11 protein-coding genes are annotated in these 14,667 nt (G+C 70.0%); 5 read left to right on the top strand and 6 right to left on the bottom strand.

Annotated features, from left to right (window positions below):
• Positions 1-381: 381 nt before the first annotated feature.
• Entirely contained in the window at positions 382-1,392 is a 1,011-nt protein-coding gene (locus AB0E94_RS25390; protein ID WP_360330271.1) for a LacI family DNA-binding transcriptional regulator, read from the bottom strand.
• 279 nt (positions 1,393-1,671) lie between these two features.
• Here AB0E94_RS25390 and AB0E94_RS25385 point away from each other — a divergent pair, with 279 nt between their 5' ends.
• Together AB0E94_RS25385 and AB0E94_RS25380 are read left to right on the top strand one after the other, a co-directional pair.
• Positions 1,672-2,553, top strand: a complete 882-nt coding sequence (locus AB0E94_RS25385; RefSeq protein WP_360330268.1) for an AbfB domain-containing protein — start codon at positions 1,672-1,674, stop codon at positions 2,551-2,553.
• A 34-nt stretch (positions 2,554-2,587) separates the two neighbouring features.
• A complete protein-coding gene (locus tag AB0E94_RS25380) occupies positions 2,588-3,238 on the top strand; it encodes a DivIVA domain-containing protein (RefSeq protein ID WP_360330265.1) in 651 nt (216 codons plus the stop codon).
• Positions 3,239-3,626: 388 nt separating this feature from the next.
• On the opposite strand, the gene sigJ is transcribed toward AB0E94_RS25380, so the two are convergent.
• The 3 genes from sigJ to AB0E94_RS25365 form a co-directional block, all read right to left on the bottom strand.
• Complete coding sequence (sigJ, locus tag AB0E94_RS25375) at positions 3,627-5,018, bottom strand: RNA polymerase sigma factor SigJ (RefSeq protein ID WP_360330262.1); 1,392 nt, start codon at positions 5,016-5,018, stop codon at positions 3,627-3,629.
• Positions 5,019-5,020: 2 nt separating this feature from the next.
• Entirely contained in the window at positions 5,021-5,500 is a 480-nt protein-coding gene (locus tag AB0E94_RS25370; RefSeq protein ID WP_360330259.1) for a carboxymuconolactone decarboxylase family protein, read from the bottom strand.
• A 916-nt stretch (positions 5,501-6,416) separates the two neighbouring features.
• A complete protein-coding gene (locus AB0E94_RS25365) occupies positions 6,417-6,761 on the bottom strand; it encodes a S24 family peptidase (RefSeq protein WP_360330256.1) in 345 nt (114 codons plus the stop codon).
• 139 nt (positions 6,762-6,900) lie between these two features.
• Here AB0E94_RS25365 and AB0E94_RS25360 point away from each other — a divergent pair, with 139 nt between their 5' ends.
• The gene (locus AB0E94_RS25360) at positions 6,901-7,428 is read left to right on the top strand and encodes a DUF6817 domain-containing protein (protein WP_360330253.1); all 528 of its coding nucleotides are present in this window, start codon (positions 6,901-6,903) and stop codon (positions 7,426-7,428) included.
• A gap of 810 nt (positions 7,429-8,238) precedes the next feature.
• On the opposite strand, the gene AB0E94_RS25355 is transcribed toward AB0E94_RS25360, so the two are convergent.
• Positions 8,239-9,831, bottom strand: a complete 1,593-nt coding sequence (locus AB0E94_RS25355; RefSeq protein WP_360330250.1) for an FGGY-family carbohydrate kinase — start codon at positions 9,829-9,831, stop codon at positions 8,239-8,241.
• Positions 9,832-9,834: 3 nt separating this feature from the next.
• Positions 9,835-12,057, bottom strand: coding sequence for an aminotransferase class III-fold pyridoxal phosphate-dependent enzyme (locus AB0E94_RS25350; protein ID WP_360330247.1), 2,223 nt, complete (start codon positions 12,055-12,057; stop codon positions 9,835-9,837).
• 92 nt (positions 12,058-12,149) lie between these two features.
• On the opposite strand from AB0E94_RS25350, the gene AB0E94_RS25345 reads away from it, so the two are divergent.
• Complete coding sequence (locus AB0E94_RS25345) at positions 12,150-13,301, top strand: helix-turn-helix domain-containing protein (RefSeq protein WP_360330244.1); 1,152 nt, start codon at positions 12,150-12,152, stop codon at positions 13,299-13,301.
• Between the two features lie 40 nt (positions 13,302-13,341).
• Positions 13,342-14,658: a hypothetical protein gene (locus tag AB0E94_RS25340; RefSeq protein WP_360330241.1), complete on the top strand. Its 1,317-nt coding sequence runs from the start codon at positions 13,342-13,344 to the stop codon at positions 14,656-14,658.
• The last annotated feature ends 9 nt before the right edge of the window (positions 14,659-14,667 follow it).

Genomic DNA, 14,667 nt, shown 5'->3' with positions numbered 1-14,667 from the left:
GCCGAGATCACCCGCAACCTAAAACGCTACATAACCCGCCAAATCTGGCGCATCCTCGAAGCCACCGCTTGACAAAAACCTTCACAGATCTTGCATGGTTTTCCACCTTCACGGCGATCTTGCACGGTTTTCCATCCACGCGGCGATCTTGCACGGTTATTCACGTCTGGGCGTGGATTGTCGTGCAAGGTCTACGACGCGGGGGAGACCTTGCAGCCTTCTTCCCGTCAGGACATGGAAAGGGCTGCAAGATCGGCGCGAGGGTGCACATTCGTGCAAGATCGAGGCGGCGAATCCGGACCCGCGAGCGCCAGGTTGAGACACGAACCGATTCGGCGTGCCTTCGCCGGCCTGTCCAGGCAGAGAAGGCACGCCCGAAAGTCAAAGGCCGGGTTCAGGGCGTGGCGGGAGCTCGCCGGAGCCTCGGCGGATCAGGGTGGTGGGGATCCAGTGGTCGGCTGGGGGACTGGTGTCGCCGTCTATCCGGCGGAACAGGGCCTGGGCCGCGGTCCGGCCCATCGTGGCCGGGTCCTGGGCTATCACGGTGATCGCCGGGTCCAGCAGGTCGGCCAGCGGGAAGTCGTCGAAGCCCACGATCGCGACGCGGTGGTGCAGGTTCAGGCGGCGCAGGGCCCGGACGGCGCCGACGGTCACCGCGTTCTGGGTGGTGAACAGGGCGGTCGGCGGGTCGGGGCGGTGGAACATCTCCAGCACCCGGCTCTCGGCCACGGACTGTGAGCTCAGGTCGGCCAGGATCAGGCGCTCGTCGGGTTCGACGCCGGCCTCGCGCAGCCCGGCCAGGTAGCCGTCCTGCCGGAGCTGGGCCGTCGGGATCCGTACGTGGTCGCTCAGGCACGCGATCCGGCGGTGGCCGTGGGCGATCAGGTGGCGGGTGGCCTCGGTGGCGCCGAGCGCGTTGGTGGCCAGGACCGTGTCGCCCGGGAATCCGTGGCCGGGCCGGTCCACGAACACCACCGGCGTGTCGACCCGCAGCTCGGACGCCAGGTAGCTCTGGTCGGCGCTGACCGTGGCCATGATCAGTCCGTCGGCCCGGCGCATGGTGATGGCCCGGGCCAGCTCGCGCTCGCGGCTCGAGCATTCGTCCAGGCTTCCGGTGATCACCTGGACGCCACGGGCGCGGGCCTCGTCGTCGACCGCCCGGTGCAGGGTGGCGAAGAACGGATTGCCGACATCCTTCAAGAGCAAGGCGATCATTTCGGTACGGCGATCGCTGCGCCGCAACGTGCTGGCGCCGATGTCGGGGCTGTAGTTGAGGATCGCGATCGCGCTGCGCACCTGGGCCACCAGCAGCGGGGAGACGTTCTCCTCGTTGTTGACCACCCGGGACACCGTCTTGAGGCTGACGCCCGCGATCTTCGCGACGTCGTTCATCGTGGGCCGCCCCCGCCCACGGGACGTCCGTTCCGGTGCCACGCCGTTCCCCCATGCTGCCGCCCGAGGTCACAGCGTAAACGCACGTCCGGGGCCGGACAACGCTGTCAGGCGGCCCCGATCATCGAACCGCTTCGCTGACCACTGACAATAAAGCTTCCCGAGACAATCTGTTGACAACGATGGTCGGCTCACGTTCACTCCCTTGACAACGTTGTCAGGGATACTGCGTCCCGCCCCATTTACTGTCCTTTGTCACCACCAGGAGCCCCACACCAGATGACGAAGGCCGACAACTCCGAGACCCTGCGCATCGGTGGATGGATCCCGCCGTACGCGTCGGGTGGGACGGAGTCCGCCAGCACCACGGCCGGGCCCGACGCGCTCCGCCTCGCCGGGCTGCCGACCCAGCATCTCCCGGCACTCCAGCCGCTGCCCGGACGGTCCCGCCGCCCGCTGCTGGTCCTCGCCGGAGCGACCGCCCTGGCCGTGCTCGGCTACGGCATCGCAGCGTTCGTGGCCTTCGGGGACGAGCCGCCCCGGCCACCCGAGTTCGCGCTCCCGGCCCCGCCGCTCGCATCGCCGGCCGTGGAGTCCCCGCCGGTCTCGCTGTACCCGTCGACCCCCGCCGGCGACGTCCTGCCGACCCGGGACATCCGCAAGGTCCGGGTCGAGACCACCAGCCGGCCCGCCCAGGCATCGGCCACGCCCAGCCGGACGGCCACCACCGCGCCCGCCGCGGACCCGGCCTTCACCGTGGGCCGGACCGTCGGCGTCGGCGTCACCGGGCTGACCGGACAGCGGCTGCGCAACCGCGACTTCGTCGCCCGGATCGAGGCCGACAGCGCGGCCAAGGGACTCACCGGCCAATTTCTGGTACGGCAGGGGCTGGCCGACTCCGGTTGCGTGTCCTTCGAGTCCGCTGAATATCCCGGGTTCTACCTGCGGCATCGCAACTTTGTCCTGCTCGTGGAACGGGGTGAGCCGACCGCCCTCTACCTGTCCGACGCCACGTTCTGCCCGGCGGCGTCCGGCGGCGGGTTCGCGTTGCGCTCGGTCAACTATCCGGACCACCACCTGCTCGTGGCCGCCGGTCAGGTCCGTCTAGTCCGGTCGACGGCCGCGCAGGCGACCCCGTTCCGAGCACTCTCCCCGATCTGACCGTCTCCGCCGTGCCGCCCCGCGCGGTTCTCGAATGACCGAACGGATATCCACCATGCCCCTCACCCCGGCGGACATCCACAATGTGGAGTTCCGCGACCCCTTGCCGGGTGAACGCGGCTACGACAGAGAGCAGGTCGACGCGTTCCTCGGCGTCGCCGAGCGGGCCTTCACCCGCCTGAACGGCCAGAACCGGGCGTTGCGTGAACGGCTCCAGCAGGCCCCGGCGGAGACCGAGGCGGCCGGGCTCGCGGGCGAACTCGACAGGCTCCGGGCCGAGCGGGAACGGCTCCGGGCCGAACAGGCGCGCGCCGAGGAACAGGCCCGTGCGCTGACCGTCGAACTCGCCCGTGCCCGCGAGACACCACGGCCCGCCGCCGGTGACGACCGAGTGCTCGCGGTGGCCCGCCGGCACGCCGACGACCACCTACGCGAAGCCGAGGAGCAAGCCCGGGACCTCCTCGACAAGGCCCAGGCCAAAGCCGACCAGGTGACCAGCGACGCCCAACTGCTGGCGGCCACCATCGACAGCGACGCCCGCCACCGGCACGCCGTCGCGATCAACGGGCTGGACAGCGAACGGGACGCCGCCCTGGCCGAGATCGAACGCCTCGGCGACATCCTGCGCGACCGGCACGCCGCCATGCGGGAACTCATCGAGGACCGATTGCACGAATTGGGGTGACCATCGGACTCAGCCCGGGCAGGCGTGACCTCCGGTGGTGACCACCGGAGTCAGTTCGGCGGGTGCGACGGTCCGGGGTGACCCGCCGGATTGGCAGGCGTGACGGTCCGGGGTGACCCGCCGGATTGGCAGGCGTGATGGTCCGGGGCGACTTACCTGCTGGGCAGGCGTGACGGTCCGGGGCGACTTACCTGCTGGGCAGACGTGACGGTTTGGGGCGACTTACCGGATTGGCAGGTGTGACGGTTCGGGGTGACCCACCGGATTTGGCAGGCGTGACGGTTGGGGTGAACCACTGGCTGGGCAGGTGTGACGGTTCGGGGTTGCCCACCGGATTCAGCCCGGCGGGCGCGCTGCGGCCCGGTGCCGCAGCGACGCCGCGCGGACCCTACGGGAGTGGGTCGTCTGTGGTTGGGGGGTGTTCCGGGCGTACCGTGTGGTCGGGTTTCTGGCGAAGCGCCAGGTCGGAGACCTGCCCCAAATGGTGCAGCTTGTCAGGGTTGACCACGGACCGTGCCGCGTGGACCCGGCCATCCTTGATATCCAGGGACATCACCCCGACAACCCAGTCGGCGGAGTCGTGGAAGACCGCGCCCGGACGTCCGTTGACCACGGCCGGACGCAACGTGACGCCCAGCCGGGTGAGGCGACGGAAGATGCCCGCGAAGAGCCGTGCCACCGCGGTCCGGCCGGTTGGTGGGGTCGCCAGGGCCTGCGCTTTGCCACCGCCGTCACCGATCAGTACGACGTCCGGCGCCAGCATCGACAGCAGCGCGTCGATGTCGCCGCCTGCCGCGGCCGCGAAGAAACGGTCGGCGAGAGCGGCCGCCTCGGCCTGCCGGGCCGGTGTGTCGTCCCGGGCCCGGTCCCGGTCCGCCGGTGTCTCCGCCGCACCCGTGTGCACGCGCTGACGGGCTCGGGCGAAGATCTGCCGGCAGTTCGCCTCCGAACGGCCGACCAGCCCGGCGACCTCCGGATACCCGTATCCGAACACCTCGCGCAGCATGAACACCGCCCGCTCGACCGGGGACAGCGCCTCCAGCAGCACCAGAAACGCCATCGACAGCGAGTCGGCGAGTTCGGCGTGCTCGGCCGGGCCCTTCTCGCCGGCCGGCGCCACCAGCGGCTCCGGCAGCCAGGCGCCGACATAGGTCTCCCGGCGCACCCGCGCCGACCCGAGATGGTTGATGCCCAGCCTGGTCACGGACGTCGTCAGGTACGCCTTCAGGTTCGTCACCGCGGTGCCCGAACGGCGGGCCTTGACCAGGCCGAGCATCGCGTCCTGCACGATGTCCTCGGCGTCACCGACCGAGCCGGTCATGCCGTAGGCGATGGAGAACAGCAGCGGCCGGTAACCGGCCGCCGCCGTCTCGTCGGTCGCGTTCCCGTTCCCGTTCGCGTCCGTGTTCCCGTTCCCGCTTCCGTTCCCGTTCCCGTTCCCGTTCGCGTCCGTGTTCCCGTTCCCGTTCCCGCTTCCGTTCCCGGGCGCGTCCACGTTCTCTCTCATGGGCGCGCCCGCGTCCGCGTCCCCGTCCGCGTCCCCGTCCGCGCCCGCGTCCGCGTCCCCGTCCGCGTCCCCGTCCGCGTCCGCGTCCGCGTCCCCGTCCGCGCCCGCGTCCCCGTCCGCAGCGTTCGCGGGCCTGTCCGCGGCCGCGTTCGCGTTCGCGGCCCTGTTCGCGTCGGCGTTCGCGGCCCTGTTCGCGTCCCCGTCCCCGTCCCCGTTCGCGGGCGCGTCCGCGTTCCGGTTCTCGTTCGCGGGCGTGCTCACGTCCTCGCTCACGATCACGCTCGCGCGAGCTGGCCCGGCTGGTACCAGCCGGCGGGCTGCTGCACCATCACGTTGAACCTGTTGAACGCGTTGATCGTCGCGATCGCCGCCACCAGTGCCACCAACTGGTTCTCGTCGAAGTGCTTGGCGGCGTTCGCCCACACCTCGTCGGGCACACCGCCGGCCGCGTCGGCGATCCGGGTGGCCTGCTCGGTCAGCTCCAGGGCGGCCCGCTCGGCGTCGGTGAACACCGTCGCCTCCCGCCAGACCGCCACCAGATGCAGGCGCTGCGCGGTCTCACCGGCGTGCGCGGCGTCCTTGGTGTGCATGTCGACGCAGAACCCACAGCCGTTGATCTGGCTGGCCCGGAGCAGCACCAGCTCGCGGGTGCTCTCCGGCAGCCCCGCCTCCATGGTCGCCTTGCCGGCGGCGGAGAAGTGCTTGATGATCCGGCCGGCGACCGGGTTGCTGAACAGGTCGAGACGAGCTTCCATGGCGAACTCCTCTGTCGTGTTTGTTGCTCGCCCTCTAAGACAGAACAGCCCACCGATCTGTGACAGTTGTGCCCGCAGTCACAGTAGGCGCCGCGCCGACGTTGCGCCTCCGGGCGGAAGGATCATCCAGGACCACCGGCTACGGGGAGGATCGTGCAGGACCGCCGCCCGCGGAGGGGCGTGCAGGACCGCCGCCCGCGGAGGGTCGTGCAGGACCGCCAACTAGGGGAGGGTCGTGCAGGACCGCCGCCCGCGGGGCGATGATGCAAGATCGCGGCCTGGGGGAGGATCGTGCAAGATCACGGCCCGCGGGAGAGTCGTGCAGGACCGCTGGCCGCGGGAATGATCACGCAGGACTCCGGTGGCGGGGAGGATCATGCAAGATCGGTGCTGGCGGGAGGAGGGCCGGAGCGGTGGGGTGATGGTGCTGAAGCCGCGGGGAGCATCCGTAGATGCAAGATCTGCATAATCTTGCCGAATTGGGCGCGCCTTCGAAGCTGCCGCTCGATGTAAGCCTTCATGATCTTGCACGAATTTGCGCCCTCGTGCCGATCTTGCAGCACTTTTCGTGTCCTGGCGGGGAAGAAGCTGCAAGGTCGTCGCCGCGAAGTAGATCTTGCAAACTGGGCGTGCTCGGGTGTGGAAGATCGTGCAAGATCGCGAGGAGGGTGGAGATTCGTGCAAGATCGGTCTGCCCCTCAAAGTGGATCTTGCAAGCTGAGCCGCCCTGGTGGACGTGGAGGATCGTGCAAGATCGCTAAGGGGGGTGGAGATTCGTGCAAGATCTGTCGGCGCGGCGCGGCGCGGCGCGGCGCGGCGCGGCGCAGTGCGGCGCGGCGCAGTGCAGTGCGGCGCGGCGCAGTGCGGCGCGGGTGGGTGGTGCGATCGGGGTGAGGTCGGCATTCGGGTGGCGGCGTTATGGGCGGGTTTTGCCGCTGGTTCGGGGGCGGGGCCGGCCGGCCACCGTGGTGCAGATGCCGTAGACGCGGGCGTGAGTCGTCCAGCCGTTCACGCGGCCTCGGTTGTTGCTTATCTGGACCCGCTGCCGGGCGTGGTCGACTGCCGAGATCAGGTGCAGGTAGGTGGTTCCGGCTACCCGGGCCAGCACTATGTCGCCCGGTTCCAGGTTGGCCGGGATCGCCGGGGTCACGGTCACCAGGTCGCCGCTGCGGATCAGTGGTGTCATCGAGTCGCCTCGGGGGCGGAAGTCGACTGTCGTTCCGGCGGCGACCCGGGCGGCCACCGCTTCCATCACTCCCATGGGGCGCACCCTGCCAGGGCCCGGTGTCGACGGCAATCGAAATCCCGGGCATGGGCCTGACCAGGTGGGGGAGCAGTCTGTCATCCGTTCGGTACGCTCCGGGGCGGCGAATCGTTGATCATGGTCGTACATTCGGTTGATGAGTGTCGAGGCATGGCTGCGGGAGCGCGGCACCGAGACGATCCAGCATCCGGGTGGCACGCTCTTCGCGCACCTGTGCCGGGTCCGGGACCGGCTGGCCGCCATCGGCCACGACCCCGATGTGCAGGCCGCCGGGTTGACGCATGCCGCGTACGGCACCGACGGGTTTGATCTGGCGTTGCTCTTCTGGCAGGAGCGGGACACGCTGCGGGACCTGATCGGGCCGAACGCCGAGGAGCTCGTCTACCTGTACGCGGCCTGCGATCGTGACCGGTCCTGGCCGGATCTGGCCGTCACGCACCGGATCACCGACCGGTTCACCGGCGCGGCTGTCCGGCTCGCCGACTGGCAGCTCACCCCGTTCGTGGATCTGAGCATCGTCAACGAGCTGGACGTCCTGGAGCACGATCCGGCGCTGCTGGCCGCTCACCGTGACTATTTCACCGGGCTGTTCGCGGCCTGGTCGCCGATCACGTCGCCGGCGGTCGCCACCGAGGTCCGCCGCCTCCTGCACAGCTCAGCGTGACCGCACCGAGGAGCCTTCCGCGATCTTGCTGACTTCACGCACACTCGGGTTTCGTCATTTGGGGATCGTCTGCGTCGGTCGCGCCGGCCTTGTGGACGCCGCCGCCCATGGTGACAGCGCACCGGGGGTGTCCGTCCGGATGGACCGCGGGAAGGAACATCGACGAACCTTGCCCTCCGCGACAGGGAGGGCTGTTCGTTGCGGTCGCCGGCACCCGGCCCGGCATGGTCGCCGGCGCGCGACGACCAGCGCACACAATGCGGCAACGTGCGATTTCACCCTCGCCGGGACGACGGCAGGCGCACACGGGCGGCACAACGTGTGCGCCTGTCCCCGTCAGAGGGAAGCAGGCGCACACGATCGGCGAACGTGTGCGCTGACCATCGTTCCGGCCCGGCGAACGTGCGCACCGGCCATTGCTGCGGCCGGCGGTGTCAACGGTCAGGAAGACGGACCCGCCCTCGGCATCGCCTCTGGGCGGCCGCCCAAGGGCATAGAGACCTCACGGTGATCTTGCGAAGTTCGTTGAGGATGACGCTGACCGGGACGAATGCAAGACTCACTTTGGCTGTGACCCTGACCTGCAATGCCGTTGCACAAATGGCGAAACTCGAGACGCGCACCTGTCCCGCGGAAGTCCACAAGATCGCGCGGATGGGCGGCGGCGAGGCGTGGCGAGCGCGAGGGGGCCGAGGGACGCGGGTGAGCGCGAGGTCGGCCGAGGGGCGTGGGGTGCGCGTGGATGGGTGGAGAAGGCGGGCCCCGGGGCGGGTGGGTGGCGGCCCGCCCGCCCCGGGTGGTGAGGAGGCCTCAGCCGGTCTGGCGGTTCAGGCGGCGGTAGACCGGGGCCAGTCGTTTGTGCAGGTCCTGGTAGATGTCGTAGATCTCCAGGTAGCGGTCGTGGTCGGGGCCCGGCGTGAACACGTGGTCGTTGCGGGTCAGGGCCGGGATGTCGTCGAAGGAGATCAGGCCGGCGCCGACCGCGCCGATCCAGCCTGCCCCACGGGCGTTCACCGTCACCGGGTTGGCGTCGCGGCGGATCTCGACGCCCAGCACGTCGGCGAAGATCTGGCACCACGAGTCGGAACGGGCCGCGCCGCCCGTGATCACCATCGACCGTACCGGGGCGCCGAGGAACTTGTCGACCGCCTTGGCCAGCCAGCGGGTGTTCAGCGCGACCCCCTCGAAGACGGCCCGCAACAGGTCGGAGCGGGTCGTGTCGAGGGAGATGTTCAGGAACGCGGCCCGCAGGTTCGGGTCGTCGACGGGTGCGCGTTCGCCGTACAGCCAAGGGGTGTAAATGACGCCGTTGGCGCCGGCCGGAACCGACGGGATGATCTTGTCGAAGGCGTCGAAGATGGTGCCCTCGTCCCGGCTGACGTGGCCGGCGCTGACGATCGGGTCGTCGTATTCGACGATCTTGTCGCGTAGCCAGGTCAGGTTGGCGCCCGCGGTGGCCTGGAGCGCCGTCATCAGGTAGCGGTCCGGGATGGCGCACGGGATCGACGCGATGCCGGTCAGGATGTCGGTCTTCTTCTTCGGCACGTGCGCCGCGATCCACGACGAGGTGCCCAGGTAGAGGTGGGTCTCGTTGTCGGCGATGGTGCCCGCCCCGATCGCGGCCGCGGTGTTGTCGATCGCGCCCGCGACGACCTGCACCGAGCGGGGGAGACCGAGGTGATCGGCAGCATGGGGGGCCAGTGTGCCGATCACCTCGGTGCAGGCCACGATCGGTGGGAGCTTGTCGGCGTCGATTCCACTGGCGGAGACCAGCGCGGGGGAGTACCGAATGGATGGGGCCTTCCGGTTATCGGTCACCCACGAGGTCAGGATCGAGTCGACGGTCGCCACCGTGCGGCCGGTCAGCTTCAGATTGACCCAGTCGAGCACGTTGAGGAAGGTTCTGGTCTTTCTGTACACGTCCGGCATCTCGTCGCGGACGAACAGCATGTGCGCGGCCGGGTCCTTACCGGTCACCGAGGGCATACCGCCCGTCAGGCGTAGCCAGCGGGCGATGTTGCGCACCGACATCCCCTGGTACGCCGGGAACCCGCCGAACTGCCTGCGCAGGTGCGGCGCCCCGCGCATGTCGAGCCAGCTGATGCACCTGGTCAGCGGGTCGCCGCCGGCGTCGACCGCGATGGTGCCCTCGCCCTGCGTCGACGAGCAGATCGTGGTCACCGCCCGCAGATGGCCGGGGAAGGTGCGGCCGAGGTCGGCGACGACCTCGGCCAGAGCGTCCCACCAGGCGATCGGGTCCTGTTCGGCGCCGCCGCCGGGCAGCACCACGAGCGGGACCGGCCGTTCGGCCCAGCCGGTCACCGTGCCGTCGGCGGCCACGAGGGCGGCCTTCATCCCCGACGTGCCGAGGTCGATCGCCAGGATCTGCGGCGGGATGGACAACTCTCAGACCCCTTCGACCTGCGCGAACACCTGGTCGAACCGGGACAGCGCGTCGTCGATGACCTCGTCGGTGTCGGCCATCGACGTGTACATCCGGGACCCGGCCAGCGTGATGATGCCGTGCGCGGCGTAGGCGGCGCCCATCTGCTCCATCAGCTTCTTGCGGCCCTTGTTCTCCTTGAGCAGCTTCACCGGGTTGCGCATGTCCAGCAGCATGACGCCACTCGACTCCAGGTGCACGATCGAGCCCTGGTTGTAGGCGACGTACGGCAGGCCGTACTTGTCGATCAGTTTCTGCAGGCCGCGGGTCAGCCGGTCACCGGCCTTGCCGGCGATCACCGGGGCGTTGGTGCGGGCCATCTCCTTGATCGCGAAGTAGCCGGCTGCGCAGGACAGCGGGTTCGCCGACAGGGTGCCGCCGACCTGGATGTGCGCGCCGTTCTTGCCGTCCAGCCCGGAGCCGAACACGGCCATCGCCTTGGCGCTGCCGCCGACCCCGCCGGCCATCGGGTAGCCGCCGGAGACCGCCTTGCCGAACACCGTCAGGTCGGGCGTCACACCGAAATACCCGGCCGCGCCACCGAGGCCGGTACGGAACCCGGTCACCACCTCGTCGAAGATCAGCATCGAGCCGAACTCGTCGCACAGTTTGCGGACCTGGGCGTTGAAGTCCTTCGGGACCGGGCGGGTGCCGGACTCCGGGCCGAGCGGCTCGACGATCACGGCGGCGGTGCCTCCGCGCAACCGGTTCTCGATCAGCTTCCGCTTCAGCGTTCCAAGATCATGAGGGAAGGATTCGCGGGTACGGCCAGTGGCCCCGAACGGAATCCCCTTGGCGTTCATCCGGAACGAGCCGGGCACCCGCAGACCGTAGACGACGGTGTCGGACCAGCCGTGGTAGGCGCCACCGACCTTGATCACCATCTTCTTGCCGGTGCCGGCCCGGGCCGCGCGGACCGCCGCCATCACGGCCTCGGTGCCGGAACCCAGCGACCGGTACATCTCGATGTGCGGCATGTACTGGTTGATGATCTCGGCGAGCTTGAGCTCGTACTCGTGGAACAGGCCGGTGACCGGCCCGGACGACTTGATCACCTCGGCCACGGCCTCGTTGACCGGGGCGTAGTTGCTGCCCAGGATGGTCGGGCCGCCGGCCTGGAGGAAGTCGATGTAGACGTTGCCGTCCCGGTCGGTCAGGTACGCGCCCTCGGCCTTGTCGATGGCCAGCGGGAACGGGTAGTTGAACGCCAGGTTGTGCTGGACCCCGCCGGGGATGCGCTTCTTGGCCCGCTCGGTGATCTCCTTGGAGGCCCGGCACTTGGTCTCGAAGTAGTTCAGCGTGTCCAGCAGCGCGTCGTGCCGCAGGCCGCGCAGGGGCTGGGCGACCAGGGCCTTGAGGCGGCGCATGGTGTCGTCCACGTCGAGATACTCGCTGATCGAGTAGCCGAGCTCGGCCGATTCCGCCGACTCGGCCGGAGTCTCGACGGCCGAACTGGTCGGCAGTTCCTCGTCGTCGGGCACCCGGACCGGCTCGACGGCCTCGGTGATCTGCGCGGCGATCCGCTTCTCGTCCTTCTTCAGCTTGCCGAAGGCGATCTCACGGATCGTCGAGGGGATCGTGTAGACCTTGCCGGCCTCGGAGGTCAGCGCCATCAGGTAGGCGATCGACACCTTCTCCAGCAGCGCCATGTTGAACACCGCACGGTCCGGGTCGGTGCCCAGCGCCACCACGCCGTGGTTGGCGATGATGAACGCGTTGTCGCCGCTGGCCACCTTCTTCTGCACGTTCTTGGCCAGGAAACCGGTGCCGGACGGGGCGTAGTCGATGATCGCGACCTCTTTGCCGAGGAAGCGGACCTGCTCGTCGGTGAGCGCCGGGATCGGCTTGCGCAGGAAGGCGAGCGCGGAGGCGTACGGCTGATGGGTGTGCACGATCGCGTTGACGTCCGGCCGCTCGCGGTAGACGTTGGCGTGCATGCCGCACTCGATCGACGGGACCAGGCCGCCGGCGCCGTCCGGGTCGGGCACGTGCTTGCCGTTGAAGTCGACGATGCAGATGTCCTCGACCCGCATCTTGTCGTAGTCGTAGTTGCTCGGCGTGACCGCGTACAGCTCGTGACCGGGGATGCGGACCGAGACGTTGCCCTCGGTCGCCTTCAGATAACCGCGGTCGAGCATCGTCCGGCACATGTCGACGACGTGCTGACGGGAAAGGCGATGTTTCACGGCGGATCCTCAGGTCGCGGGGGTCTTACCCGAACCATCGTCGTCCGGCTTCCCGATCGAAGCATCGTCGGCGAACCAGTAAGAATGTGCGGGTGACTTATCACGGCGTGACAAATTCGCCCTGGCTCCGCGTGCCGGCGGATCTGGCCGTCGCCATGCGCCCGCGCCTGCCCGCGGCGGTCGCGGCGATCGCTGCCGCCGTGGGGGAGAGCAGCGAGGCGGGTGGGGAGAAATTCGAGCGCGACGTCCGTACCGCCGTGCAGGTCGCTCTTGATCGTTTCCTTGATCTGGCCGGAACCGACGAGCCGGCGTTGCCCCCGCGCATCCGTGAGGTGTTCGTGGCGCTCGGCGCGGCCGAGGCGCGGGAGAGCCGCGGCCCGGAGGCGCTGCTCGCGTCGTTGCGGATCGCGTCGCGCCTGCTGCTGCGGACCGCCACCGAGGCGCTGACCGAACAGCGGCCGGTCAGCGTCGCCGAGGTGATCGACCTGTCCGACGCCACCAACGCTTTCATCGACGAGCTGGCCAACGCGTGCACCGACGGGCTGACCCGGCAGCTGCGCGAGCAGGCCGGCGAAGGCGACCGGCGCCGCCGCCAGCTGGCCGACCTGCTGCTGGCCGGGGGCAGCCCGCCGGAGCTGGTACGGGAGGCCGCCGCCGGAATCGGCTGGCCCGGCGTCGACGGGGTGGTTCCGGTGCTGCTGCCGGCCGACCAGGCCCGCGACGCGCGGTTCCGGTTCGGGGCGGACGGGGTGGTCGCCGAACGCGGGCGCGACGCCGTGCTGCTGCTGCGGGCCGGGCCGCGCGCCGACCGGGCGGCGCTCACCGAGGCGCTGCACGGGCGGGACGCCGTGGTCGGGCCGGCGCTGCCGTGGACCGAGGTGCCGCAGGCCGTCCGCCTCGCCGAACGAGCCGCCGAACTGGCCCCGGCCGGCCCCGGGCCGACCTTCGTCGACGACCACTTCGCGGCGCTGGCGTTACGCGGCGAACCCGGCGCGCTCGCGGTGCTCACCGCTCAGCGGCTCGCGCCCCTGGCGGGGCTGCGGGCGAGCCAGCGCGACGCGTTTCTGGTCACCCTGTCCAGCTGGTTACGGCACTGGGGTTCGCGTACGGCGGTCGCCGCCGAGTTGTTCGTGCATCCGCAGACGGTCAGTTACCGCCTGAACCGGCTGCGCGAACTCCTCGGCGACGACCTCGACGACCCCCGGATCCGCTTCGAGCTCCAGCTGGTTCTCACCGACCGGTGATATGCGGCTTTTGTGGCGTTTTGCGAACTAGAGTGTCGCCATGAAATCGAGCCAGCTCCGCCGACTCGCCGTTGCGCTCTGCGCCATCGCCGCCATCGGCGTGACCCCGACTCCCGCGGCGGCGACCCCGATCCGCAACGCCACGCCCTGGTCGATCCTGCTCTGCCGGTTCAGTGACCGGCCCGCCACCCCGCAGACCACCGAGTTCTTCGCGAACTTCCTCACCGACGCCGGCCGGGGCACCGGCGGCGTGGCCGACTACCTCACCGACCAGTCCGGCGGGCGCATCACGCTGGCCGGTTCGGCGGTGCAGGGCTGGTACACGATGACCTGGTCGCGGGCACAGTTCGACGGGATCGACAGGTCGGTCCGGATCCAGCGGTGCGTGGACACCGCGAAGGACGCCGGATACACCGTGCCGTCCGGGCACCGGGTCGCGGTCATGCTCAACGACGCGGTCGACGCCGGCAGCGCGGGCGGGCGGGTCCTGCTCGATCCGAACACCTGGAACACCCGGTTCGCCGCCCACGAGATGCTGCACGGCTACGGGCTCGACCACTCCTGGTCCGACGACACCACGTACCGCAACGTGAGCTGGGCACAGCCCGGTGAGTACGACGACATGTGGGACGAGATGAGCGCCCAGCACACCTACTCCGTCGACACCCGGTACGGCGCCAGCGCGGTCGGGCTCAACGCGTACCACCTCGACGAACTCGGCTGGCTGCCACGCAACCGGGTGCTGACCGTGGGCGCGGACGGCGTCGGCACCCGGACCGTCACGATGGCGCCGCTGGAGGCGCGCGGCGAGGCCGGCCTGCTGCTGGCGCGGATCCCGTTCGACGCCGGCGACACGTCCCGCTACTACACCGTCGAATACCGGCGGAAGACCGGCTGGAGCGCCGGGATCCCGGGCGACACGGTTCTGCTGCACGAGATCCGCAACGGCACGCCGTACCTGCTGCGTACCGGGCCGGGTGGCGGCCCGCGACAGTCGCTGGACGCCAACGGGGTGCGCGTCACGGTCCAGGGGGCCACCGTCACGATCACCACGGCGGTCCTGAACCGGCCCGTCTACGGCCCGAACACCTGCGTCAACGGCTACGTCTGGCGGGACGCCGACCAGACCGACTACGTCTGTGTCACCCCGGCGACCCGGGCGGAGGCGGCCGCCGACAATGCCGCCGCGCCCAGCCGATGGGTCGCCGGAGCCTACGGCCCGCACACCTGCGTCAACGGTTACGTCTGGCGGGAGGCCTTCATCGGCGACGACGTCTGCGTGGTCCCGGATCGCCGCAGCCGGGCCGCCGCCGACAATGCGGCCGGGCCGGGCCGGGTGCTGCGTCCGGCGGGCTGAGCCCGGCGG

The sequence above is a fragment of the Actinoplanes sp. NPDC026670 genome (assembly GCF_040638175.1).
GTDB lineage: Bacteria > Actinomycetota > Actinomycetes > Mycobacteriales > Micromonosporaceae > Actinoplanes.
The sequence above is the reverse complement of the archived record's forward strand: the minus strand, read 5'-3'. Positions and strand labels throughout refer to the sequence as shown.

Bases quoted from the DNA above. Each gene is read 5' to 3' on its own strand.
- AB0E94_RS25370 (WP_360330259.1), bottom strand. From the start codon at position 5,500: ATGGAAGCTCGTCTCGACCTGTTCAGCAACCCGGTCGCCGGCCGGATC.
- AB0E94_RS25340 (WP_360330241.1), top strand. From the start codon at position 13,342: ATGAAATCGAGCCAGCTCCGCCGACTCGCCGTTGCGCTCTGCGCCATC.
- AB0E94_RS25390 (WP_360330271.1), bottom strand. From the start codon at position 1,392: ATGAACGACGTCGCGAAGATCGCGGGCGTCAGCCTCAAGACGGTGTCC.
- AB0E94_RS25380 (WP_360330265.1), top strand. From the start codon at position 2,588: ATGACCGAACGGATATCCACCATGCCCCTCACCCCGGCGGACATCCAC.
- AB0E94_RS25360 (WP_360330253.1), top strand. From the start codon at position 6,901: ATGAGTGTCGAGGCATGGCTGCGGGAGCGCGGCACCGAGACGATCCAG.
- AB0E94_RS25365 (WP_360330256.1), bottom strand. From the start codon at position 6,761: ATGGGAGTGATGGAAGCGGTGGCCGCCCGGGTCGCCGCCGGAACGACA.
- AB0E94_RS25385 (WP_360330268.1), top strand. From the start codon at position 1,672: ATGACGAAGGCCGACAACTCCGAGACCCTGCGCATCGGTGGATGGATC.